Below are 23,543 nucleotides of genomic sequence, written 5' to 3' on the forward strand. Positions count from 1 at the left end.
ATGAAGTCCGCTCCTTGTACGAAGAACATCATGATCGAAAAAAAAATCACGCTGATCAATAAGCGCGGACTCCATGCACGCGCAGCGACAAAGGTTGTACAATGCTGCCAGCCCTTTGCCGCCAAAACAGAAATCTGCCTTGATAACAAGATTGCCAGTACACGCAACATCATGCAGCTGCTAATGCTGGCAGCCCCTTGTGGCACTGAAATCAGCCTGCGTGCCGATGGCGAAGACGAACAAGCTGCTATGCACGCGCTAGAGCAGCTGATACTAGATCGATTTGATGAGGAAGACTAAGTCAATGTCAGCCCCCCAGCAGGATACCCATGAGGACTCCGGTCCGAGCAAGAGTGAACTCAAGCGCCAAGCCCTCGCCCTGCAAGATTTGGGTAAAAAACTGCTTGATTTAAATAAAGAGCAGCTCAAGCAATTACCACTGGATGACCTGCTTCTTGAGACCCTGCGCGAATATCATCGCATTAGTTCTCACGAAGCCCGACGCCGCCTGCTGCAACGCATAGGTAAGCTGCTGCGTTCGGCTGATCATGAACGCATTCAGCTGGGAGTCGATCGCTTTGATGCCAGCTCAGATGCCTATGCTCAGCATTTCCAACAACTTGAACACTGGCGCGAACGTCTGATCACAGAGGACAGCGCATTACAGGAGTTTGTGGCCTTATGGCCTGAGTGTGAGGTTCAGCTGCTACGCCAGCTGATTCGTAACGCACGCAAGGAACGCGCCGAGGGCAAACCTCCAGCGCAAGCACGCAAAATCTTCCGTCTTTTGCGCGATCTAGCCGAAAAACCCCAGCCGCTTTAAACCCGCCACAGTCAGCATTAAGCTGAGTGAATCGATTTAAGGAACCTCTGATCAAGGTCACGGGCGCAAGTCAGGACAGCATTCATTCCAGACGAATGAGCGCAGTAGTTAATCAGAGGCCTCTTAAAACAAGCGCTGCAAACGAATATCTGGGTCGGCTAACGGCCCAGTAATGCGATAGTGGGCTTGGCTCAGATTATCCAGCAGCCCCCCAACTGAGCGCTGCACCAGCCACAAGACCACCCCAACCTGAGGCGCACCGGCCAGAACAGCCGCCAAAGGCAGGGTTTGCCCAACTGGCAAGACCAAGCTCATTTCCTGATCCAGCGTGCGCTCGATTAAATCTATCTCCCCTCTCAGGGTCAAACGCGGCACCGCGCTGGTCATCACCAAGGGCGTTTCAGTGGTCACTCTGCCTTCTGTCAGCCGATAACGACCTTGCACCCGCTCATAGGCAAAGCCTTGCTCCGTCACATCTGAGAAATCGAGCTGTAAACGCCTGAGCAGCCGCACCGGATTGAGCAAGGCCAGCAGACGACTGGCCTCACGCGCACCGCCCTCCACCTGAGGGAAGCGCCCCTGACGCAGATCAACCCCCAGCTGGGCCTGCAAGGCCATCAAGGAAAAGGCAGCCGGTGAGCCACTCCAGTGGCCAGTCATACTCAAATCATGCTGGCGACTGGTCACACTAGCGGGTTGGGCCAGCAAGGCGCTCAGTGCCGGCGCGATATCCTCTCCTGCGAGCTGCAAAGAAAACTGCGTTTGCTCTCGTGCACGATCCCAGTGCAGATGTCCGATAAAACGACTGGCTTCAAGCTGAGCCTGAGCTTCGATCTGCCAGCCTTCGGTCGCGCTTAAAGGACGCAACTGAGCCTGCCAACGTCCAAAACGCCTGACACCCCAACGCAGATCGTCCACTGTCAAATCCATCTCTGGAAGAGACAAGGCGCCCAGATGAGCCCAAGGGTCAGGAGCGGCTTCGGCCATCAAAGCGGCACGCCGTTCACCTGGTTCCCATGCCAACGGCTCGCTGGGATCGGCCTGCATTTCTGGCCAATGCACAAACTCGACCTCAACCTGCCACGGCTGAGTCGGGATCAGCTGATAAGCCTCGCCTGCCGTCTCGATTGCTCTCCAGCGCACACGCCATAAATCAGCCTGCTGCTCGGCCTCCAGCTGCACTTCTTCCAGACACTGCTGCTGATAACAGAGTTGGCCTAAGGCAGCCTGCAGGCGATACTGCCATGCCATCGGTGCTTCGCCTGTTCTTTCGGCTGTTTCTTCTGCAATCAGAGTGGGGAGAAGATCCTGCCAATCAGCAAGATCAATCCGTGGCTGCTCAATCGATACCTGTAGCTGACCTGCCGCCAGATCCAGCTCAGCTGGCTGAGGCTGGTGCTCATACCAGGCAAGGTGCAGAGCGGGTTGTGCGCCACTCAACCAAGCCGCTAAAGCCAGATCTTCACCCAGCTGAAGATCAAGACGCCAAGGATCAGAAATCAAATCCAGCGTCAGCGCCAGAGGCCGCGTCTGGTCCGCTGACTTGGCAAAATCCAGTGGCCCCAGCCATTGCCAGCCTTGTAGATCACTCTGCACCGTCAGCGCCAGCTGTTGTGGCCGCCAGATGAGTTGGCCCGATGCAGAAGTCGCGCCCTCAAGCCCTGCGGGTGGCGTCAGCTGAAGCGCCTCGGCCAGCGCGGCCACCTCTAAATCATCCACTGTCCAGTTGAGCAGCCAAGGGTCCTGGCCTGCAAAATCAACCCTCACTGGCGCCTCACCCCAGCGCGCGCTCAAGCCCCTACTAGAAAGTCCTTGATGCCAGTCAAAGGCCAGCCTGCCTTCTATCGCCTCTAGCCGAAGTGACAGATCCGGCCAATCCAACTGCGCAGCCTCAATCCCTGCATCAAGATGCAGCCCCGTCACAACCTGCGGCTGAGCGAGATCCAGCTGCAGGCTAAAATCGCCTGTTGCTGCGCCTGAATACTGCCACAGGGTCAGCAGCTCTGGCACCCACTGCTGCAAGGGTGTGGCCTGCATCCACCAGGGCCATACAGCCAGATCAGCCTGCCACTGCGCGTGGAGATCCAGCAGCAGGCCAGTTTCTTCTAATTGCCCCTCTAGGCGCAGATTCGCCAGATCGACCCCCGCCAGCTGACCTTGTGGCAAGTCTATCTTGAGCTGATCATCTCGCCAGCGGATCTGACCCACAAGCTGCTCAGCCTGAGGCCAATCAGCATCAAAGCGTAATGCAACTTGATCAACATCCAGAGCCAGCTGCACAGTCAGTGGCAGCCCAGCGCCAAGATGACCACTCATCAAATAGGCCCCTTGGCGCACACGACCGCCTTGAATCCCCATCTCAAGCCAGTCCATCAAGGTCTCAGGCAATAGGCGTCCCGGCACCAAGCGAGCATACTGAGCGGCCTGTGCCTCGGCCAAGCCCAGATTCAAATAAAAATGCGGATCGCCGACCGAGGGAATAAAAAGGGCAAACTCACCCGACACCTGCGTTGCTTCTAACTCGTCTTCATCCGCCAGCAAGACACTCAATGGCCGCCCCAGCACCTGCCAGCCACCCTCCTGCTGCTGCCAGGCCACTCGCCCTGATGCTGCGGCAACCGGCCAGCTACGGCTATAGAACTGAGGAAAACCAAACACCAGCGGCGCGCCTTGCAAATCAACCCAGCCCTGATCAGGCCGCACCCACAGCTGTCCAATAACGCCCTGCGCCTCGGGGGCTCCAGCCCAAGCCGCCACACCCACTTGATCCAAGGTGGCACTCAGTGTCCAGTCCTCTAGCTGATCAGCCGGTGCTTGCCAAAGCAGCTGCTGCAACTGGCCCGTGAGTGCCAGATCGCTGAGCAGCGGGTCCAGCGCTTCAGGCATCAGAGCAAAGTGGTGCAGAAAAGGCGCGATCAGGCTCAATTCAAGCGATTCCAGACGCAGCGTCATCCACTGCGCATCACGCTGAATCGATCCGTACCAATCAACCGCCGGTGCGGCATCCAGCACCAGATCGTGCAGTTTCCAATCAAGCCGTTGCCACTCTGCTAGGCGCTGCGCTTCTAGCTCAGCATGCGCCAGAGTCAAAGTCGCTCCCTCAGGTGCGGTGATCACCAAACCCTCAAGCTGGAGCTGGAGCCGCCACTCACCTTGGTCATAGTGGAACCAGGCCTCAAGAGACTCAGCACGCTGTGCAGCAGGCGGCTGCGGCCAATCTTCTGGCCATAAAGCCAACCAATCGGCCAGATCTAATTGCGGGAGTCGTAAGTAGGCTTCCAGCTTCTCTGGTCGACCAGAAAAGGCATCACCAAAGACAGTCAGTACCAAGCGCGGCTGATCATCGCCTAGCTGCGGTAGATCGAGTATGAACTCCAGCTCGCGCCCGCCAGACCAGGCTTGATAGTGCAGACTCTGTGCGACCAGCGTTTGTGCTGGGTGATCCAACGGTTGGAGATGGAGATGGAGCTGCTGTAGATCGAGCTCACCTTGACGCAGCAGCCAATCCAATATGGCTTGTCCACGCTGACTGGCCTCTGACAGAGTATCTGACTCTGCCTCTCTGTGCTCTGTCACGGCTTGAAAACGCCCCTGCCAGCCCTGGGTGGATTCATCAAGATAGAAATCCACACCCGTGATGCTGGCTTTTTTAAGCTGCGGCGTTAGCGTGATCAGGCTCTGCCAGGTATCGAGGATTAAAGTGAGATCTTGCAAGGCAAAGATGGTCTCGCCATCTGGCTCGATCCAGAGCAGCCCCTGAAGATCCAAACGCGGATTAAGTTGTTCTAAACTCAGCTGCCAGTGACTGACCTGCAGCTCGCCATCCAAGCGCTGGTTAATCTGCTCTAGCAGCTCATCCTGCCAAGCATGGCTAAAATAGAAGACTGCACGCAGGCTGATCACCAGCAGAGCGGTGAGGATCAACAGAAGAGCCGCTGACCAAAGCGGCAGTGTCAGCAGGTAAAAGAAAAGACGTCGCGTGGCGAGGGGGGACATAACGCCTACTGGAGCACGATATCAAACTGCTCTTGGCTGTAAAGGCTTTCGACCTGAAAGCGGATCGGCTTGCCAATAAAGGCCTCAAGATCCGCAATCGCGGCCGAATCCTCATCCAGGAAGCGATCAACCACAGCCTGACTGGCCATGACCAAATAGGCCTCACCGCTATAGGCTCGATCAACACGCAGCAAATCACGCAATACTTCATAGCAGACAGATTCAGCGGTTTTCAGGCTGCCTCGACCCTGACACAGGGAACAGGGCTCACACATCACCTGCTCCAGACTCTCGCGCGTACGCTTGCGCGTCATCTGCACCAATCCTAGCTCAGTCACACCAGAAAGCTTGGTTTTGGCATGATCCTTCTCAAGGCTTTTCTCAAGCAAACGCAGGACCTGACGCTGATGTTCAGCATCGTCCATATCAATAAAATCGATAATGATAATGCCACCCAGATTACGCAAACGCAGTTGGCGCACGATGGCTGAAACGGCTTCGAGATTGGTTTTGAAGATGGTTTCTTCAAGATTGCGATGCCCCACAAAGGCACCCGTGTTGACATCTATCGTGGTCATGGCCTCAGTTTGGTCAATCACCAGATAGCCACCACACTTAAGCTGCACCTTGCGCCCAAGGGCTTTTTGGATCTCATCTTCGACGCTATAGAGATCAAAAATCGGCCGCTCGCCTGGGTAGTATTCGAGTTTGCTTTCAAGCCCTGGGACAAACTCATGCACAAACTCCAGCAGGCGCTGATAATTCTCGCGTGAATCGATGCGAATCTTCTCCAGCTCTGGACGTACAAAATCACGCATCGAGCGCATAAAAAGCGGCAGGTCTTCATACACACAGCGAATCCCCTGATCACGCGCCAAGCGTCTTTCCACGGCCAACCAGACACGGTGCAGGAAATGAATATCCGCCAGCACCTCTTCACTGCCTGCCCCTTCGGCGGCGGTGCGCAGGATAAAACCACTGGCCTCATCCAGCTGCAACTCTTGTCTGGCTTGAGTGACCAGAGCTTTGAGTCTTTCTCTCTCTTCATGCTGCTCAATGCGCTGCGACACCCCAACATGCGCGGTCTTGGGCATATAAACCAGATAACGGGATGGCAAAGAAAGATGGGTTGTCAGGCGTGCGCCCTTGGTACCTATGGGGTCCTTGGTAACCTGAACCACCAAGCGCTGCCCTTCATGCAGCAAGGCCGCGATATTCGGCTCTTCTTGATTGCTCAGCAAGGGATGCGTGAGTTCAGCAACATGGATAAAAGCGGCACGATCCAAGCCGATATCGACAAAAGCCGCCTGCATACCGGGCAAAACACGCACGACCTTGCCGCAATAGATGTTACCGACGATACCACGACGACGGACTCGCTCAATATAGACTTCTTGCAGCACACCGTTTTCGACCAGCGCAACGCGGGTTTCCATCGGGGTGATATTGATCAGCAGTTCTTCGCTCATTAACTCGACTCCAGCTCTTTCAAATCAGATCAGGCTCAAGCGGCGCTTGAGGCCTTGCATCAGCGTAAAAAGCCAAGGCCAGAGCACAGCAGAAATCAACGAGGGCAGCAGCAAATAACTGATCCCCGCCATAGGTCCAAAAATACCCTGCAACCACTGAAAAACCAGCTGCACGATACTGAGCAGGACAAAAACCAAGGCAGCCTGCTTAGGCAGAGAATACATCCGCACTCGCTGATAAAAGCGATTACCTAAATAACCCAGTAAGGCAAAAGCCAGTGCATTGTGTCCCAACAGAGTGCCTTCAATCAGATCCAGCATCAGGCCCCAGAAAAAACCATGAAAAATCCCGACACGCTGCGGCAGGCTCAGCGACCAGAAGAGCAAGACCAGCCCCAGCCATTCAGGTCGAAAATAAAGTAGCGCAGGTGGCATGGGCAGAGCCTGAAGGTAGAGTGCCAACAACAGACTGAGCTGAATCACCCAAAAGCCATCAAATTGATTCTTTGCCATTAGAGTCCTCGTTCAGCCTCAACTGCAGGTGCCGCTGGATCAGGCCCCCGAAGTGGGTGAGAAAGCAGCAACACATAGCGACTGCGATCCAGCTGGGCCAGAGGTTCGGCCACAACATGCAAAAAAGGTTCGCCAGATTGGTGGCTGATCTGCGTAATGCGGGCCACAGGATAGCCAAACGGGAAGCGCCCCCCTAGCCCAGAGGCGATCAGCAAATCACCTTCCTCGACATCCGCCGTTTCTGGCACATGCGGAAGATAAAGACGATCTGCACGCCCTGAACCTTGGGCCACCAGACGCACCCCATTACGATTGATCTGAACCGGAATGGCATGGTGCGCATCCGAGATCAGCAACAAACGGCTGGTATAAGGACTGACCGACACCACCTGCCCCATCACGCCACTGGCATCCACAACAGGCTGCCCGAGATAGACCCCATCCTGACGACCACGATTCAGAATCACCTGCTGAGAGAAGGGATCATAGTTAATGCCGATCAGCTCTGCGGTCAAAAAGTCCATTTCGACACGCTCAGCAGCATTCAGCAGCTCACGTAAGCGGATGTTCTCCGCGACCACCGCCGACATGGCTTGACTACGCTCAGCCAACTGCAAGGCTTGAGAGCGCAGCTCACGGTTTTCTTCCAATAAGCGATTACGATTGGTCAGACTGTCGGTCAGCCAAGCAACAAAGCGACTCGGCACATCCGCCGCCCACTGCACGGGGGTGACCACCACCGTGGCCCAAGAACGCACATAAGCAACTTCGGCCCAGCGGTGCTCAGCAAACATCAGGGTCAGGCTCAGTACTAGCGCACCGAGTAGGCGATAACCGAGAAAAGGACCCTTGGCGAACAGCTGCTTAATAACTCTATCCTCAGGCTAGGGCATCAAAGACAAGGCGGCACTGATAAGACGGTAGCGCTTCAGTGCAGGCCCAAACACAGAAACGCTCCCAAAGCTGGGAGCGTCATGATCAGCAGCGACTCAAGCGCTGCTTTTGATCCTAGAGATCTAGTCTGTTGCTAGCATATCAAAGGTTTGCTGATCAATCAGCTCTAAAGCTCGGCCACCACCTAGCGCGACACAGGTCAGCGGATCTTCCGCGATAATGACGGGCAAGCCGGTTTCTTCAGCGATCAGCTTATCAATATCACGCAGCAGTGCACCACCGCCAGTCAACACCAATCCGCGCTCAGCGATATCCGAGGCCAGCTCAGGCGGTGATTGCTCCAGTGCGCTCTTCACGGCCTGCACAATAGAAGCCAGCGGCTCTTGCAGCGCTTCGAGAATTTCGTTGGAGTTCAGCGTGAAGCTGCGCGGAATCCCTTCAGCCAGATTACGACCGCGCACATCGATCTCTTTCATCTCGCTGCCTGGGTAGGCACAGCCAATTTCCTGCTTGATTCTTTCAGCCGTGGCATCCCCGATCAGGCTACCATAATGACGACGCACATAAGCCACGATGGCTTCATCAAAGCGATCACCAGCAATACGGACTGATTCAGAATAGACCACACCATTTAACGAGATAATGGCAATTTCTGTCGTGCCACCACCGATATCCACCACCATCGAGCCTTGGGCTTCTTCAACCGGCAGACCAGCACCGATCGCAGCCGCCATAGGTTCTTCAATCAAAAAGACATCACGCGCACCAGCACCTAAGGCTGATTCTTTAATGGCGCGACGCTCAACTTGGGTCGACATACAGGGAACACACACCAGCACGCGCGGGCTGGGTGTAAAGAAGCTATTATCATGGACCTTAGAGATAAAGTGCTGCAGCATTTTCTCGGTTACATGAAAATCGGCGATCACACCATCTTTCATGGGGCGAATCGCCGTAATATTACCGGGTGTCCGACCGAGCATACGCTTGGCATCAAAACCAACCGCGGCCACACTGCGCTGATTACCATGGTGACGAACGGCAACAACCGAAGGCTCGTTGAGCACGATACCCTTGCCGCGAACATAAATAAGAGTGTTTGCTGTTCCTAAATCGATTGACAAATCGCTGGAGAAAAAGCCTCTGAGACGTTTAATCATGCTTATGGTGACCTATCCTAATGAATCCCTACACTTGGCGGAACTCTAGCAATCCAGTGGGTTCAGGGCAACAACTTTACAGGCAAACGCGGCAGATAAAAATAGCCGTTACAAAAATGCGTTAAAAAACCCCGATAAAGCGACATCTGGCTGATCAATATCAACACCGTGTGTCTTGGGTAAATATGTTATTCTTAACAACTTTGAGCTTGGATACACCTAGACGCCGAGGATCCGTGAATGTTAACCACTGATGATGTATATAAAGCCGCCCATCTAGCGCGCTTAAGCCTTGCTGAAGACAAGGCCGCCACTACCACCCAAGCCATAGCCAATATTCTTGATCTGGTGGATCAGATGCAAAGCCTGGACACCACAGATATCGAGCCGATGGCCCATCCTATGGATGCCACCCAAAGGCTGCGCATTGATGAAGTCACTGAAGTGAATCAGCGCGAATTGCTACAAAGCCAGGCTCCAGCTGTCGAGCAGGGTTTGTTTTTGGTGCCGCGCGTCATCGAATGATGTCTACCCCTTCTTGGACTCAGCTGCTTAAACTGCTGCAGCTTTACTAACCGATTTTAGGACATTGCATGCTAGACCTCAGCCTTCAACAACTAGCCCAGGGCCTTGCCGAGCGTAAGTTTTCCAGCGTCGAGCTGACCCAGGCTTTTTTAAAAAACGCCCAGCAACTTAATCCACGCATCAATGCACTGATCACCCTCACTGAAGATCAGGCCTTGGCCGCAGCCCAGCAGGCAGATCGCCGTATCGCGGCTGAAGACACCACACCGCTGACCGGCATCCCGCTTGCACACAAGGATCTCTTCTGCACTCAGGGCGTTAAAACCAGCTGTGCCTCGAAAATGCTCGATAACTTCACTGCGCCCTACTCGGCCACTTTGGTCGAGAAGCTTGAACAGGCCGGAGCCATCTCGATCGGTAAAACCAATATGGATGAGTTTGCCATGGGCTCCTCCAACGAGAACTCCTTCTACGGTGCCTGTAAAAACCCTTGGGATCTCCAAGCTGTTCCCGGTGGTTCTTCAGGTGGCTCCGCTGCGGCCGTGGCTGCGCGCATGGTCCCAGCCGCGACTGGCTCGGATACTGGCGGCTCGATTCGTCAACCGGCAGCTTTTTGCGGTATCACTGGCCTTAAGCCCACCTATGGACGCGTATCACGCTGGGGGATGATTGCCTATGCCTCCAGCTTGGATCAGGCAGGCCCTATGGCACGCTCTGCAGAAGACTGCGCCTTGCTACTACAGCAGATGGCGGGCTTTGATCCCAAGGACTCCACCAGCATCCAGCGCGCCGTTCCTGACTACCAGAGCCTGCTCGATGAACCCCTTCAGGGGCTGACACTCGGCTTGCCGCAAGAGTATTTTGGCGCGGATCTTAACCCTGAAGTGGCAGAGCGCATTCAAGCTGCGATCCGTGAGCTGGAGAAACTGGGCGCACGAATTAAAGAAGTCAGCCTGCCGCTCACACGCATGGCGATTCCTGCCTACTATGTGATCGCCCCCGCAGAAGCCAGCTCCAACCTGTCACGCTTTGATGGTGTCCGCTTTGGCCACCGCTGCGCCGATCCCAAAGATCTAGAAGACCTCTACAAGCGCTCACGCAGTGAAGGCTTTGGCGAGGAAGTCCAGCGCCGCATTCTGGTGGGCACCTACGCCCTGTCGGAAGGCTTTTATGACGCCTACTATCGCAAGGCCCAGCAGGTACGCCGTTTGATCACGCAAGATTTTATGAAAGCCTTTAACGAAGTGGATCTGCTGGTGGCGCCAACCACACCCAGCCCTGCTTTTGATCTGGGCAGTAAAACCAGTGATCCAGTGCAGATGTACCTTGAAGACATCTACACCCTTGGTGTCAACCTCGCGGGCCTGCCCGCCCTTTCGGCACCCGTTGGTCAGGTTGCAGGCCGCCCCGTTGGTCTACAGCTGATTGGCAACCATTTTGATGAAGGCCGTCTGCTGAACGTGGCGCATCAGCTGCAAAAGGTCACAGATTTCCACTTACAAACACCAAGCCTGGTGTCATCCAGCACTGTTTAAAGATAAAGGTGAGCAACTATGCAATGGGAAGCGGTGATCGGGCTTGAAGTCCATGTCCAGCTTGCAACACACTCCAAGATTTTCTCTGGCGCCAGCACCACCTATGGGGCCGAGCCCAACACCCAGGCTTGCGTCATTGATCTCGGCCTGCCTGGGGTATTGCCCGTACTGAATGAAAAAGCCGTTGAGATGGCTATTAAATTTGGTCTGGCCACCCATGCGGCCATTCCACAACGCTCAGTTTTTGAGCGCAAGAACTACTTTTACCCAGATCTACCTAAGGGGTATCAAACCAGCCAGATGGCAGAACCGATTGTGGGTCCTGGCTATGTTGATATCCCACTGGAAGATGGCGGCACCAAGCGCATTCGTATCCACCATGCCCACCTTGAAGAAGATGCAGGAAAAAGCCTGCATGAAGACTTTCATGGCATGACCGGCGTGGATCTGAACCGTGCTGGCACCCCCCTGCTGGAGATCGTTTCTGATCCTGATATGAACTCAGCCAAAGAAGCCGTCGCTTATTTAAAGGCGATTCATGCGCTGGTGACTTATCTGGGTATTTCCGATGGCAATATGGCTGAAGGCTCGCTGCGCTGTGATGCCAACGTCTCTGTTCGCCCTAAGGGGCAAGAGGCACTCGGAACACGCTGCGAAATCAAAAACGTCAACTCCTTCCGCTTTGTTGAAAAAGCCATCAACCATGAGATTCAGCGTCAGATTGAGCTGATCGAAGACGGTGGCCGCGTGATTCAGCAAACTCGCCTCTACGATCCTGATTTGGATGAAACCCGTGCGATGCGCTCTAAGGAAGAAGCCAACGACTATCGCTACTTCCCCTGCCCGGATCTGCTGCCCGTCGTTCTGGATGCCGCCTATATCGAGCATCTGCGCACTCAGCTGCCAGAGCTGCCAGAGCAAAAACGCCAGCGCTTTACTGAACAGCTGGGCCTATCAGCCTATGATGCCGGCGTGCTCTCTAGCAGCCGTGCGCTGGCTGACTATTTTGATCGGGTGGTTGAGCTGTGTGGCGATGCCAAATTAGCGGCCAACTGGATCACCGGAGAACTGGCTGCCCAGCTCAATCGTGAAGGTCTGGATATCGAGCAGGCACCTGTTGCCCCTGAGCAGCTGGCGGGTCTGATCAAACGCTTACAGGATGACACCATCAATGGTAAGGCTGCCAAGCAGGTCTTTGCTGGCCTCTGGTCAGGTGAAGGCCATACCGCAGATGAGATCATTGATGCGCGCGGCCTGAAGCAGGTCACCGATACCGGCGCCATCGAGGCGATTATCGACCAAGTCCTTGCTGACAACCCGACTCAGGTTGAGCAGTATCGCAGCGCAGAGCCAGATAAGCGCGGCAAGATGATTGGCTTCTTTGTTGGTCAGGTGATGAAGGCCTCCAAAGGCACTGCCAATCCACAAACCGTCAACCAGCTGTTAGCACAAAAGCTGGCTTAGTGCAGCACAGGCCACTCGTTGTATCAGACCGACACAGCGAGTGGCACTGGCCCTTTAGCCTCGCATCGCCTAGCGCGATGCTGCATCTGAATCATCACGCCCGCGTGAGGACACCAAAGGAAAGAACAGGCGCAAAGGCTGCGCCTTGATCTGATCGATCAAGCTGCGGGCCAGATTCGACCAGCGCCCCATTTTGACGCCGCGTGAACGCAAAGCCACCAAGAGCGCCAGCACAAAGCTCACCCAGAGATTCACAAAGCCAATCAGCAGTACAAAGAATAGATTCAGCAGCAGCTCCAAGACAGAGAGCGGCGCACTCACCCAGACATAGCCTAGGTTGGCTGAAGAAAAAGCCACATGACGGATATCCAAAGGCACACCCAGCAGATAACCCAGATAGCCTGTCATACCCAGCATCATGCCAAACAAAAAGTTGCCCAGTATCGCCCCTGAGTGCTCATGCAGATAGGCCGCGAATCTGGCACGGCGTTCAGGCTGCAACCACGCCAAACGCGGATGCTGCTCTAAGCGCACACGCAGCTGTAGATAATCGGCACGGTTATCAAAATAGCCAGCAATGACCCCAGAGCAAAAGAGCCACACCCCAGCAATCGCCGCATAGAGCAGCGCCAAACCGGCCAAGGGATGAATCGCAGCCAGCTGGTAGGCCACCTGCTGCATATCCAGTAGCGGTCGCTCTAGCCACACCAGACTGAGTCCAGCGAGGCTCACGGCGACCAGCACGGCGGTGCTGACATTCCCCCAGACAGCCGCCCACTGGGAGCGATTCACATCAATCAGCAGGCTGGCTAGCTTTTTATGTGCCGCACGCCCTCGCTCTCCCTGCTCCACCGCAGCGGCAAAGCTGGCGGCAGTCATGGCGGGCTGCTTGGTGGCAATAGTAAAATGCAACAGATGCACCAGCACAAAGCCCAGGCCGTAGTTCAGGCTGACTGCCAAGGCCTGTGCCAAGGGCGCCCAGCCCCAGCTCTCTATCTGAATTTTGATCAGCGCCATGCAGGCAATGATCACACCCGCGCCAGCGGCAGAACGCATCAAACGCCAATAGGCGCTGGCATCACGCGCGATATATTCTTCACCATGATCGCTTTTATTTTGGGTAATGCTTTTGGCCAGCAGCTGCACACTTTTAGCCCAAACACGACTCAGGCTGCGTTTTTCAAGCGTGGCGCTCACCAGCTGCTGCCACAGTGCCAGAGCCGAAGCCAAGCGCTGCTCTGGGTCTCGCGTCGCCAGCAGCGATAAGAGCCTTTCTAGGCGCTGCAAGGTCTGCTCAAGACGTTCGATCAAATGGGCCACCGCAAGATTAAACCCCGCTGCTCCAGCACCCTTGCGGCGCAAGCGCGCAACCTGATCATGGCACTGATCCAGCATCACCCACAGATGGCCTGCATCAAACTCAGGCTGTCCGGGTTCTCGCATCTCCAACAGCTGATGCTGAGCAAAAAGATGCAGTTCGCGCTGTAAGGCAATAAAGGCTGAGTCGATATTGACCAAGCGCGGATCGATACGAATCAGCTCAGGCTCGATCTCTTCAGCAGCGACCCAGATCGCCAACATCTCCAGCGCATAGAGGGCATCCTGCTGCCAGTGTCGCCGTGTCTGCTCAAGGAGTTCAGCATCCACACCGGCACACAACAAGGCATAGCAACGTCGCCAAGTGTCAGTGCTCAGCTGCGCCAAACCCTGATGACTGGCGTGCCCGCTGAGCAGCAGTGCCAAGGCATCATAAGCACTGCCCAGATCACGCGGGGGCGGGTTGAGACGATCATAAAGGCGGGCAAAAAGCTCGCGCACCAGGCCCCGTCGAGACGGAATACCAAGACGCACCAGCGCAGGATAAAGCTGGACCTGTAACAACCACTGATGCAAGGCCGTACCTAAGATGGCCGTGCGTTCAGGCTGGGCTGCCAAGGCCTGCAATAAAGAGTCACAGCGTATTTCAATCTGATCCGGTGCCACAGCCAGATAATCAGCACAGGCCTTCAACCAGATCTGAAGATGCTGGGGTTGATCCTTGCCCGCCTCCGCTAAGGGAAAGCGAGCTTCCAAGGTATCCAGCAACTGAAGCGGACAAGAAAAAGCAGGCAAAGCACGCGGCATAGCCGGTCTCCTTTTAGGCAGGATCCACTTAAACAGCCACTTTTTAACTCACTTAAGCAAAATTAATGACGGCAAGAAGAGGCATTCGCCTAGGCGATCCAGCCGCGTGACAGATCAGCTTTGAGATCCGCCAGATCTTCTAAACCAACGGCAATGCGCACCAAACCATCAGTAATACCCGCCGCCAAACGTGCCTCTGGTGCAACGCGAGCATGGGTGGTGGTCGCTGGATGGGTAATGGTCGTTTTGGCATCGCCAAGGTTTGCCGTGATCGAAAGCATCTGTGTTGCATCGATCACACGCCAAGCGGCCTCGCGTCCACCGGCCATCTCAAAAGACAGCACGCCACCAAAAGCACGCATCTGCTGCTGCGCCAAAGCATGCTGAGGATGGCTAGGCAAACCCGCATAGTGCACCCGCGCCACGCCAGGCTGCTGCTCAAGCCAGAGCGCCAAATTCAGTGCATTTTCTGAGTGGGCCTTCATGCGCAGCGCTAAGGTTTCCAGCCCCTTCAGAAAAACCCAGGCATTAAATGGGCTCATACAAGGCCCAGCCGTGCGCACGACACCGAAAACAGCGGCCATATCTTCTTGCGAGCCAACAACCGCGCCCCCCACCATGCGCCCTTGACCATCCAAGTACTTAGTGGCCGAATGCACAACGATATCGGCTCCCAGAGCCAGAGGTTGCTGCAGGGCGGGTGTACAAAAGCAGTTATCCACCACCAGCTTGACACCACGCGACCGAGCTAACTGGCTCAGCGCAGAGAGATCAACCAGCTCACATAATGGATTAGAGGGGGTTTCAGCAAAGAAAAGCTTGGTCCGTGCGTTGCAGGCTGCTTCCCAGGCACTGATCTGATTCAACTCCACAAAATGCGTGGTGATGCCATAGCGGCTCATTAGGCGGCTGAAGAGGCCAACCGTTGAACCAAAGACACTACGTGAGCAGACCACCTCATCGCCCTGCTCCAAAAAAGCCAGGCAAACACTCAGAATCGCCGCCATACCCGAACTGGTCGCCACACCACGCTCTGCGCCCTCTAGCGCCGCCAAACGCTGTTCAAAAATACTGACCGTTGGGTTGGTAAAACGTGAATAGATGTTATGTTCGCCAGTTTCGTTGGCAAAGCACTCTGCCGCATGGGCAGCAGAGTCAAAAACATAGCTTGAAGTGGTAAAAATCGGCTCAGCATGTTCACGCTGTTCAGTGCGCTGATGCCCAGTGCGTAAAGCACGCGTTGCCGCGCCCCAAGAGGCAGAATCGTTCATGGTTACTCCTGATCAGGATCGTTATGTAACTCAATAGCCGCGTTATCACCTGCATCCTGCTTGGCCAGATCATTGCGCTGAGATTCGAGACGATTTAAATAGGCGTGATCAATACCACCTGTGACATAACGCCCATCAAACACAGAGCAATCAAAATCCTGAATCGCTGGATTCAGCTCCTGACAGGCATCCACCAGATCCTGCAAGTCTTGGTAGATCAGCCAATCTGCACCAATTAATTCACCGACTTCGTCCTCAGTACGGCCATGCGCGATCAGCTCTTTTGCCGCAGGCATATCGATACCATAGACATTTGGATAGCGCACAGCCGGCGCAGCAGAAGCGAAATACACCTTCTTCGCACCCGCATCACGCGCCATCATAATAATTTCATTACAAGTCGTGCCCCGCACGATGGAATCATCCACCAGCAGCACATTTTTACCCTTGAACTCCATGCCAATCGCATTCAGCTTCTGACGCACCGACTTCTTGCGTAGGGTCTGGCCCGGCATAATAAAAGTGCGGCCAATATAGCGATTTTTGATAAAGCCTTCGCGATAGGTGACACCCAGATGCTGCGCCAGCTCTAATGCTGAGGTACGACTGGTGTCAGGGATCGGAATCACGACATCGATATCATGATCAGGCTTAATACGCTGGATCTTCTCTGCCAGCTTCTGACCCATCTGCATACGCGCATGGTAGATATTAATGCCATCCATGATCGAATCAGGGCGAGCCAAATAGACATGCTCAAAGATACAAGGCGAGAGGCGCGCCTGAGGGGTGCAAACCTGACTATGGAGCTGGCCGTGCTGATCGATAAAAATCGCTTCACCCGGTGCTAAATCGCGTACCAGATCAAAGCCAGCTGCATCCAGTGCCACGCTTTCTGAGGCGATCATATACTCGATGCCTTGTGGTGTCAGGCGACGACCAAAAACGATGGGGCGAATAGCATTAGGATCACGAAAGCCGAGAAGACCATAACCACTGATCATCGCCACCGCAGCATAGCCCCCTTCGCAGCGCTGATACACACGGCTGACGGCCGCAAAAATATCCTGCGCACTCAAGGTCATGCCTTGCTTGCCCAGCTCGTGAGCAAAGATATTCAGCAGCACCTCAGAATCTGAATTGGTGTTGATATGACGCAGATCGGTGCGAAAGAGTTCTTCACTCAGTTTTTCTGAATTGGTCAGATTGCCATTGTGCGCCAAAGCGATCCCATAGGGCGAGTTGACATAAAAGGGCTGAGATTCAGCTTCACTAGATGAACCTGCTGTGGGATAGCGCACATGGCCAATGCCCATTTCGCCGACCAGACGCTTCATGTGCCGCGTGCGAAAAACATCACGCACCATGCCGTTGCTTTTGCGCAGATAAAAACGGCCACGGTCGCAGGTCATGATTCCTGCAGCATCCTGACCCCGGTGCTGAAGCACAGTCAGGCTATCGAACAACATTTGATTCACTGGCTCATTAGCCATGACACCTACAATTCCGCACATGAAGCGTTCACCTATTCACTGATATAGTCATCAAGATGGGCAGCTGCTCTATCTCGAACCTGCTCGAAATAAGGCATCAACTGCGAAGTTTGCCACTGATTATGAAAGCGTAAATCGGTCAGGCTGGCGATGGCGACCAGCAGCAAAACCAATACGAAACCACGGATCACACCAAAGAGGATCCCAAGCAAGCGATCGAGCTTACCTAAGCCAATCTTTTGTACCAGTGTGGCCAAAGCTTTGCTGACCACCTTACTGGCCAGCCACACAACCAGTGCGATCACCAGATAGGCGACCGCCAATTGCAGACCAGGATCAGCAAGAAAATGAGCAAAGACCGGCGCGACCTCATGACCAAGATGGGTCGCAGCCAAAAAGGCCACAACCCAGCCGGCCAGAGACAGGGCCTGTTCAACGAAGCCCTTCCAAAAGGCCAGTAAGACCGAGGCCAGAAGCAATAATACAATGGCCAGATCAAGATAATTCATAGCAGCCTCTCATCCATTACTGAGGTGGGTTTTGTTCAGGTAAGCTGCCTTGCGCGCGTGCTTCATGCACCGGCACATAACGCACCAGCAAGGTTCTCAGTTGACTGTCTTGCAACAGGCGATCCTGCTGACGGCGTGCTTCTTCCTGATCTAAATAAGGGCCAACAAACACCACGGCCATAGAGCGAATAGAACGCCAGTAGGGACGATAGCCCTGCGCTTCAAGGCGTGTCACCAGACGCACGGCATTGGCCTGTTCACCAAAACTCGCCACCTGAATCGCCCAAGCTTCGGCCTGACCAGATTCCGCCAAGGCCAAACCCGAGTGGGAGGAACGTGCTGTTGCCACTGGCGAAACAAAGCGCTGGGGACTGGTTTCTGCTGGGGCCTCGCGCGGCGGCGCAGACTCAACACTGACCGGATCAACACTGGCTGCGTTCGATGGCGGCACAGGGGGTAAACGGGCTTCGCTCTCATCAACCAAAGAAGGAGGCGGCGCAGGCACCAGCGCACGTCCCTCCTGTAGGGTTTCGCCAGGTGGTTGCAACAAAAAAGGCAAGAAGATCACCGCCAGAGCGATCAGGGCAATCGCACCGACCAGACGCTCCTTCAGGCCGTAGCGCATGAGACCTGCTCCGTTGAACCACTGAGCCAATGCAACTGCTGGGCAACAGTGAAAAAGGATCCGAAAACCAGCACCTCGTCATAACGTCCAGATTCAAGCTCAGCGACCAAGAAACGATGCACTGCCTCGCCCGAAGCCTCCTCGCCAAGATAAAGGACCTGCCCACCCAGCTGCTCAACCTGTGCAGCCAACTCAGCTGCGGAGCAAGCGCGTGGTGTGGGTAAGGCCGTGACGACCCAAGCGCTGATCCAAGGCAGTAAAGGTTCCAGCACGCCCTCTAGGTCTTTATCCGCCATCGCACCCAACAAGGCCAAGCGCCGAACAGGCTGAGCCTGACTCAGGCGCTGTGCCAAATAATGGGCTGCATGGGGATTATGTGCCACATCCAACAACCAAGGTCCAAGACGCTGCATACGCCCAGTCAACTGGGTCGTGCGGATGACTTCCGCAATCTGCTGCTGATCCAACTGCCAACCGCTGAGCGCCGCCAGTTGCAAGGCGCTGGCCAGATTATCCAAGGGCAAGGGACTGATCGGTAAGGCATCCCAACGGCAAGACTGAGGCTGCTTGCTTTGCCATTGCCAAGTTAATGTATCGGGTGCTGTTTGATGTTCAAACTGCCTACCCAGCTGGTAGACAGGACAACCCAGCTGCTCAGCCTGCTGGAGGACACTGTGTGGCATCACACGACTGCCCAAGACAACTGGCCGACCAGGGCGCAGAATGCCTGCTTTTTCTGCACCTATCGCCTCACGCGTCTCACCGAGAAAAGCCTGATGATCTAAATCGACTGTGGTGATGATCGCCAGATCCGTATCGACCAGGTTCACTGCATCCAAACGCCCGCCTAAACCGACTTCCAGCAGCCATAGATCAGCATCACTGGCACTAAAAATCACGAGAGCGGCAAGGGTCGCAAACTCAAAGTAACTTAGCGAGATGGGAGTGGGCGCTAGACGAGCTTGCTCTATCTGAACAAAAGCATCAATAATCAACGCATCGCTGACTGGCTGGCCATCCAGCTGAATACGCTCATTAAAGTGCAGAAAATGCGGAGAAGTATAGCTGGCCGTCCGACATCCGGCGGCTTGAGCCAAGGCCTGAGTCAGCGTTAGGGTTGAGCCCTTGCCATTGGTTCCGGCCAGCATGATCACTTGGGCCTGGCGCTGTTCAGAGCGCAGCGGCAAGGCAAGACGCTGGGCGACTTGATGCACCCGCTCCAGCCCAAGATCGATCTCCTGACTATGCAGCTGCTCCAGATGATCCAGCCAACTGGCCAGATCTTGCGGGAAGACAGGTTTCACTGCTTAGGCCGCGCGGTAATAGGTCATTTTGCTGAGCAGCCCCGCCAGCTTATCGGCCATCTGATGACGATGAATAATCATATCAACGGTGCCATGCTCGAGTAGGAACTCTGCTCGCTGGAAGCCTTCTGGCAGCTTCTCGCGCACAGTTTGCTCGATGACACGCGGACCGGCAAAACCACATAAGGCAAAGGGCTCAGAAACATTTAAATCACCCAGCATGGCCAGCGAAGCCGAAACGCCACCATAGACAGGATCAGTCAGCACAGAGATATAAGGCACACCTGCCTGCTTTAAACGCTCCAGCGCCGCCGAGGTTTTGGCCATCTGCATCAAAGAGAAGAGCGCTTCCTGCATCCGCGCACCGCCTGAGGCAGCAAAGCAGATCAAAGGGATTTTTTCCTGTAAGGCCAACTCAGCTGCGCGCACAAACTTCTCACCCACAACAGAGCCCATCGAGCCGCCCATAAAATTAAATTCAAACGCGACAGCAACAACAGGTTGGGTCTTCAACTGACCGCGCATGGCAATCAGCGCGTCTTTTTCACCGGTGCTTTTTTGCGCGGCAGTGAGGCGATCTTTATATTTTTTCGTATCACGGAATTTCAGACGATCCACTGGCTCCAGCTCAGCAAACAGCTCTGTAGCGGTGCCTGCATCAAGGAAAGCATCTAAACGCTTACGCGCGGTAATACGCATATGATGATCGCACTTGGGGCAGACATGCTGGTGTTTTTCAAGCTCTGGGCGATAGAGTGCTGCATCACACTTAGGGCATTTGCGCCACAAGCCCTCTGGCACATTGGCTTTGCGATCAGCGGATTCGGAACGAATAATGGAGGGAACAATACGATTTAGCCAGCTCATACAGCAGGTCATCCTGTTTTATCAAGAGGGTCAATCTAGAGATGAACAAACAATCTATCGGGGTATTTTACCGCAGGCGGCCAGCCAGAGTGTAACTTTTTCCACCCTGACTGACCGACTGCCCTGTCTTCAGCACAGGGCGAATCACTCAAGCATCTAAGGCCTGGCGCATCTCAGCCAGCACGCCACTGATCACAGGGGCGATCTCCTCTGGCCGATCGGCCAGCTCGGCTATTCGGCTCACCAAGGCACTTCCGACGATCACACCATCAGAGACACTGGCTAAGGCCGCCGCTGTTTGGCCGTCACGAATACCAAAACCCACCGCTAAAGGCAGCTCGGTCAGATCAGCAAAGTCTTTCAGCTTGGCCTCGACTGCAGCCACATCGACCTGCGCTGAGCCAGTCACCCCTTTCAAGGACACATAGTAGAGGTAACCACTGCCAGCAGCACAAATCTTGGCCGCGCGCTCACGCGTTGTCGTTGGTGCTAACAAGAAGATGGCATCCAGATCTTGTGCTTTTAACAAGGCAGCAAATTCAACGCCTTCTTCTGGCGGCAGATCGACCACCAGCACACCATCGACACCGGCTTGGGCAGCTTCATCCACAAAAGCACCATAACCTATGGCTTCAATCGGATTCAGGTAGCCCATCAGCACCACTGGGGTGTGTTGATTCTGCTCACGAAAGGCCGCCACCATCTTAAAGATATCTCGACTGGTGGTGCCATGCTTGAGTGCACGCTCACAGGCTTTTTGGATCACCGGACCATCGGCCATAGGATCAGAAAAAGGAACACCCAGCTCAATGATATCGGCTCCGGCAGCGACCAAGGCATGCATCAAGCCCACAGTGTACTGAGGCGCAGGATCGCCTGCAGTGATATAGGGAATCAAAGCCTTACGCTGCTGGGTTTTCAGCTGAGCAAAGGTCTGTTGAATACGGCTCATACTTTTCTCCAGCCAAGTTAAAGGGTGATACCCTGCAGGGCAGCCACAGTCATGATGTCTTTATCACCACGACCTGAGAGGTTAACGACCAGATGCTGGTCTGCACTCAAGGTGGGCGCTAAGCGCTTGGCATAGGCCAGAGCATGGCTTGATTCCAGCGCCGGAATAATGCCCTCAAAGGCACAAAGATCCTGAAAAGCATCCATCACTTCTGCATCAGTGGCCACTTCATACTGCACCCGCCCTCTGTCTTTTAAATAGGCATGTTCAGGGCCAACACCTGGGTAGTCCAGACCAGCAGAGATGGAGTGAGTTTCAATAATCTGACCCGCAGCATCTTCCATCAAATAGGTTCGATTACCATGTAAGACACCAGGGCGACCAGCATTCAGCGGTGCAGCATGACGCCCTGTTTCCAAGCCATCGCCTCCCGCTTCAACACCATACATCTTGACGTCATCATCGGTCATAAAAGGATAGAAAAGACCCAGCGCGTTGGAGCCACCGCCCACACAAGCAATCAAGGCATCTGGCAGGCGGCCAATCTGCTCAAGGCATTGTTGACGAGCTTCTCGCCCAGCAACCGAATTAAAATCGCGCACCAGCTTGGGATAGGGGTGAGGGCCGGCCACCGTGCCGATGATGTAAAAAGTATCATCAACATTGGTCACCCAATCACGCAGTGCTTCATTCATGGCATCTTTCAGGGTTTTGGAGCCAGATTGCACCGGAATCACCTCAGCCCCCAGCAGCTTCATCCGATAGACATTCGGGGCTTGACGCTTGACATCTTCTGCGCCCATATACACCTGACACTTGAGACCAAGGCGTGCGGCTACAGTGGCGGTTGCCACACCATGCTGACCGGCACCTGTCTCAGCAATCACACGCGGCTTGCCTGAATACTTGGCCAGTAACGCCTGCCCGACCGTGTTATTGACCTTGTGCGCGCCAGTGTGATTGAGATCTTCACGCTTGAGCCAGATTTGCGCGCCACCAAGGTGCTTCGACCAGCGTTCTGCATGATACAGCGGAGAAGGACGACCCACATAAAACGCCAGATCACGATCAAACTCAGCCTGAAAAGCTGGGTCTGCGCTCAGACGCGTATACTGTTCATCGAGCTGTTCCAAAGCAAAGCTCAGGGTTTCTGAGACAAAACGTCCACCATAGGGCCCAAAGTGGCCGGTGGCATCGGGCAGATTCAGCAAATCAGCAAATTTAGACACGCACTTTACCCCTTAACATCGGACAGCCTTGATAAAGGCCTCTAATTGAGTCGGGCATTTTATACCCCGACTCTGCTCAACACCACCTGAAACATCGACAGCATAAGGCTGGGTCTGCGCGATGCAGGCAGCGACATTCTCGGCATCCAAGCCACCGGCTACTATCCAGTTTTGCGCTTGACTGCGTGGAACACGCTGCCAATCAAAACAAGCGCCTGTGCCTCCCGGCACACCCGGCGTATAGGCATCCAACAAAAAGCCCTGCGCACTCGGCCAGGCCAAAGCGGCCTGCTCAGGCTGAACATCAGGACGCATACGCAAGGCTTTGATATAGGGTCGACCAAATTGGCGACAAAAGGCTTCTGGCTCATCACCATGAAACTGCAATAGCTCCAAAGGCACCTGACGCAGCGTCTGCTCTACCTGCTCCACGCTAGGATTGACAAACAAACCGACCCGGGTCACAAAAGGCGGTGTCGCTGCAGCCAAGATCTGCGCCTGCTCGGGCGTCACCGCGCGTGGGCTTGGCGCATAAAAGACAAAACCCAGTGCGTCAACGCCAAGGCGTGCGGCCAAACGCACATCTTCTACACGAGTCAGACCACATATTTTAATTCTGACGACTGCCATAAAAATTCCTGATTGATCAATGCGCTATCTCCAGCTTCCTAGTAGCGAAGAGCAAGCTTGAACCTGATCACTAGACTCTACCATAAGCGTCTGATGAGTGAAGAGTGGAAGCCAGATTTATTTACATTGATACAAGACAAAAGGCATCAACAAAATTGAT

At 54.7% G+C, this 23,543-nt stretch carries 20 protein-coding genes; 5 read left to right on the forward strand and 15 right to left on the reverse strand.

Annotated elements, in window-relative coordinates:
- Window positions 1–30 precede the first annotated feature (30 nt).
- Both V6U78_RS08065 and yjgA read left to right on the forward strand, forming a co-directional pair.
- Window positions 31–300 (forward strand): HPr family phosphocarrier protein, encoded by a 270-nt coding sequence (locus tag V6U78_RS08065; RefSeq protein WP_405339228.1) that lies wholly within the window; start codon window positions 31–33, stop codon window positions 298–300.
- A gap of 4 nt (window positions 301–304) precedes the next feature.
- Complete coding sequence (gene yjgA / locus V6U78_RS08070; RefSeq protein ID WP_405339230.1) at window positions 305–823, forward strand: ribosome biogenesis factor YjgA; 519 nt, start codon at window positions 305–307, stop codon at window positions 821–823.
- Between the two features lie 123 nt (window positions 824–946).
- Here the strand turns inward: yjgA and V6U78_RS08075 are convergent, their stop codons facing one another.
- The 5 genes from V6U78_RS08075 to V6U78_RS08095 all read right to left on the reverse strand — a co-directional run bounded on the left by V6U78_RS08075 (window position 947) and on the right by V6U78_RS08095 (window position 8,855).
- A complete protein-coding gene (locus V6U78_RS08075) occupies window positions 947–4,819 on the reverse strand; it encodes a YhdP family phospholipid transporter (protein WP_405339232.1) in 3,873 nt (1,290 codons plus the stop codon).
- 5 nt (window positions 4,820–4,824) lie between these two features.
- Window positions 4,825–6,288, reverse strand: coding sequence for a ribonuclease G (gene rng, locus V6U78_RS08080; RefSeq protein ID WP_405339234.1), 1,464 nt, complete (start codon window positions 6,286–6,288; stop codon window positions 4,825–4,827).
- Between the two features lie 24 nt (window positions 6,289–6,312).
- Window positions 6,313–6,801 (reverse strand): rod shape-determining protein MreD, encoded by a 489-nt coding sequence (mreD, locus tag V6U78_RS08085; RefSeq protein WP_405339236.1) that lies wholly within the window; start codon window positions 6,799–6,801, stop codon window positions 6,313–6,315.
- The gene (gene mreC / locus V6U78_RS08090; protein ID WP_405339515.1) at window positions 6,801–7,670 is read right to left on the reverse strand and encodes a rod shape-determining protein MreC; all 870 of its coding nucleotides are present in this window, start codon (window positions 7,668–7,670) and stop codon (window positions 6,801–6,803) included. Before mreC ends, mreD begins: the two co-directional genes overlap by 1 nt.
- A gap of 147 nt (window positions 7,671–7,817) precedes the next feature.
- Window positions 7,818–8,855, reverse strand: a complete 1,038-nt coding sequence (locus tag V6U78_RS08095) for a rod shape-determining protein (RefSeq protein WP_405339238.1) — start codon at window positions 8,853–8,855, stop codon at window positions 7,818–7,820.
- A 240-nt stretch (window positions 8,856–9,095) separates the two neighbouring features.
- Between V6U78_RS08095 and gatC the strand changes: the two genes are divergently transcribed.
- From gatC to gatB, 3 genes are all read left to right on the forward strand, one after another.
- A complete protein-coding gene (gene gatC / locus V6U78_RS08100) occupies window positions 9,096–9,380 on the forward strand; it encodes an Asp-tRNA(Asn)/Glu-tRNA(Gln) amidotransferase subunit GatC (protein WP_405339240.1) in 285 nt (94 codons plus the stop codon).
- Between the two features lie 68 nt (window positions 9,381–9,448).
- Window positions 9,449–10,915, forward strand: a complete 1,467-nt coding sequence (gatA, locus tag V6U78_RS08105) for an Asp-tRNA(Asn)/Glu-tRNA(Gln) amidotransferase subunit GatA (RefSeq protein ID WP_405339242.1) — start codon at window positions 9,449–9,451, stop codon at window positions 10,913–10,915.
- Window positions 10,916–10,933: 18 nt separating this feature from the next.
- Complete coding sequence (gene gatB, locus V6U78_RS08110) at window positions 10,934–12,379, forward strand: Asp-tRNA(Asn)/Glu-tRNA(Gln) amidotransferase subunit GatB (protein ID WP_405339244.1); 1,446 nt, start codon at window positions 10,934–10,936, stop codon at window positions 12,377–12,379.
- Between the two features lie 69 nt (window positions 12,380–12,448).
- On the opposite strand, the gene V6U78_RS08115 is transcribed toward gatB, so the two are convergent.
- The 10 genes from V6U78_RS08115 to V6U78_RS08160 form a co-directional block, all read right to left on the reverse strand.
- Window positions 12,449–14,503, reverse strand: a complete 2,055-nt coding sequence (locus tag V6U78_RS08115; RefSeq protein ID WP_405339246.1) for a recombinase — start codon at window positions 14,501–14,503, stop codon at window positions 12,449–12,451.
- Window positions 14,504–14,592: 89 nt separating this feature from the next.
- Entirely contained in the window at window positions 14,593–15,774 is a 1,182-nt protein-coding gene (locus tag V6U78_RS08120) for an O-succinylhomoserine sulfhydrylase (RefSeq protein WP_405339248.1), read from the reverse strand.
- Window positions 15,775–15,776: 2 nt separating this feature from the next.
- A complete protein-coding gene (gene purF, locus V6U78_RS08125) occupies window positions 15,777–17,288 on the reverse strand; it encodes an amidophosphoribosyltransferase (RefSeq protein ID WP_405339250.1) in 1,512 nt (503 codons plus the stop codon).
- An 11-nt stretch (window positions 17,289–17,299) separates the two neighbouring features.
- On the reverse strand, window positions 17,300–17,776 hold the full coding sequence (locus V6U78_RS08130; RefSeq protein WP_405339252.1) for a CvpA family protein: 477 nt from the start codon (window positions 17,774–17,776) through the stop codon (window positions 17,300–17,302).
- A 16-nt stretch (window positions 17,777–17,792) separates the two neighbouring features.
- Entirely contained in the window at window positions 17,793–18,401 is a 609-nt protein-coding gene (locus V6U78_RS08135) for an SPOR domain-containing protein (protein ID WP_405339254.1), read from the reverse strand.
- Window positions 18,386–19,705 (reverse strand): bifunctional folylpolyglutamate synthase/dihydrofolate synthase, encoded by a 1,320-nt coding sequence (locus V6U78_RS08140; protein ID WP_405339256.1) that lies wholly within the window; start codon window positions 19,703–19,705, stop codon window positions 18,386–18,388. Before V6U78_RS08140 ends, V6U78_RS08135 begins: the two co-directional genes overlap by 16 nt.
- Before the next feature lie 3 nt (window positions 19,706–19,708).
- Window positions 19,709–20,572: an acetyl-CoA carboxylase, carboxyltransferase subunit beta gene (accD, locus tag V6U78_RS08145; RefSeq protein WP_405339258.1), complete on the reverse strand. Its 864-nt coding sequence runs from the start codon at window positions 20,570–20,572 to the stop codon at window positions 19,709–19,711.
- 148 nt (window positions 20,573–20,720) lie between these two features.
- Window positions 20,721–21,524, reverse strand: coding sequence for a tryptophan synthase subunit alpha (gene trpA / locus V6U78_RS08150; protein WP_405339260.1), 804 nt, complete (start codon window positions 21,522–21,524; stop codon window positions 20,721–20,723).
- A 17-nt stretch (window positions 21,525–21,541) separates the two neighbouring features.
- Entirely contained in the window at window positions 21,542–22,753 is a 1,212-nt protein-coding gene (gene trpB / locus V6U78_RS08155; protein ID WP_405339262.1) for a tryptophan synthase subunit beta, read from the reverse strand.
- A gap of 12 nt (window positions 22,754–22,765) precedes the next feature.
- Window positions 22,766–23,383, reverse strand: coding sequence for a phosphoribosylanthranilate isomerase (locus tag V6U78_RS08160; RefSeq protein WP_405339264.1), 618 nt, complete (start codon window positions 23,381–23,383; stop codon window positions 22,766–22,768).
- Window positions 23,384–23,543 lie beyond the last annotated feature (160 nt).

Origin of the sequence: Marinospirillum alkalitolerans (assembly GCF_045055655.1) — a bacterium.
In the GTDB taxonomy this organism is placed as follows: domain Bacteria; phylum Pseudomonadota; class Gammaproteobacteria; order Pseudomonadales; family Halomonadaceae; genus Marinospirillum; species Marinospirillum alkalitolerans.

Bases quoted from the DNA above. Each gene is read 5' to 3' on its own strand.
- V6U78_RS08065 (WP_405339228.1), top strand. From the start codon at position 31: ATGATCGAAAAAAAAATCACGCTGATCAATAAGCGCGGACTCCATGCA.
- yjgA (WP_405339230.1), top strand. From the start codon at position 305: ATGTCAGCCCCCCAGCAGGATACCCATGAGGACTCCGGTCCGAGCAAG.
- V6U78_RS08075 (WP_405339232.1), bottom strand. From the start codon at position 4,819: ATGTCCCCCCTCGCCACGCGACGTCTTTTCTTTTACCTGCTGACACTG.
- rng (WP_405339234.1), bottom strand. From the start codon at position 6,288: ATGAGCGAAGAACTGCTGATCAATATCACCCCGATGGAAACCCGCGTT.
- mreD (WP_405339236.1), bottom strand. From the start codon at position 6,801: ATGGCAAAGAATCAATTTGATGGCTTTTGGGTGATTCAGCTCAGTCTG.
- V6U78_RS08095 (WP_405339238.1), bottom strand. From the start codon at position 8,855: ATGATTAAACGTCTCAGAGGCTTTTTCTCCAGCGATTTGTCAATCGAT.
- gatC (WP_405339240.1), top strand. From the start codon at position 9,096: ATGTTAACCACTGATGATGTATATAAAGCCGCCCATCTAGCGCGCTTA.
- gatA (WP_405339242.1), top strand. From the start codon at position 9,449: ATGCTAGACCTCAGCCTTCAACAACTAGCCCAGGGCCTTGCCGAGCGT.
- gatB (WP_405339244.1), top strand. From the start codon at position 10,934: ATGCAATGGGAAGCGGTGATCGGGCTTGAAGTCCATGTCCAGCTTGCA.
- V6U78_RS08115 (WP_405339246.1), bottom strand. From the start codon at position 14,503: ATGCCGCGTGCTTTGCCTGCTTTTTCTTGTCCGCTTCAGTTGCTGGAT.
- V6U78_RS08120 (WP_405339248.1), bottom strand. From the start codon at position 15,774: ATGAACGATTCTGCCTCTTGGGGCGCGGCAACGCGTGCTTTACGCACT.
- purF (WP_405339250.1), bottom strand. From the start codon at position 17,288: ATGTGCGGAATTGTAGGTGTCATGGCTAATGAGCCAGTGAATCAAATG.
- V6U78_RS08130 (WP_405339252.1), bottom strand. From the start codon at position 17,776: ATGAATTATCTTGATCTGGCCATTGTATTATTGCTTCTGGCCTCGGTC.
- V6U78_RS08135 (WP_405339254.1), bottom strand. From the start codon at position 18,401: ATGCGCTACGGCCTGAAGGAGCGTCTGGTCGGTGCGATTGCCCTGATC.
- accD (WP_405339258.1), bottom strand. From the start codon at position 20,572: ATGAGCTGGCTAAATCGTATTGTTCCCTCCATTATTCGTTCCGAATCC.
- trpA (WP_405339260.1), bottom strand. From the start codon at position 21,524: ATGAGCCGTATTCAACAGACCTTTGCTCAGCTGAAAACCCAGCAGCGT.
- V6U78_RS08160 (WP_405339264.1), bottom strand. From the start codon at position 23,383: ATGGCAGTCGTCAGAATTAAAATATGTGGTCTGACTCGTGTAGAAGAT.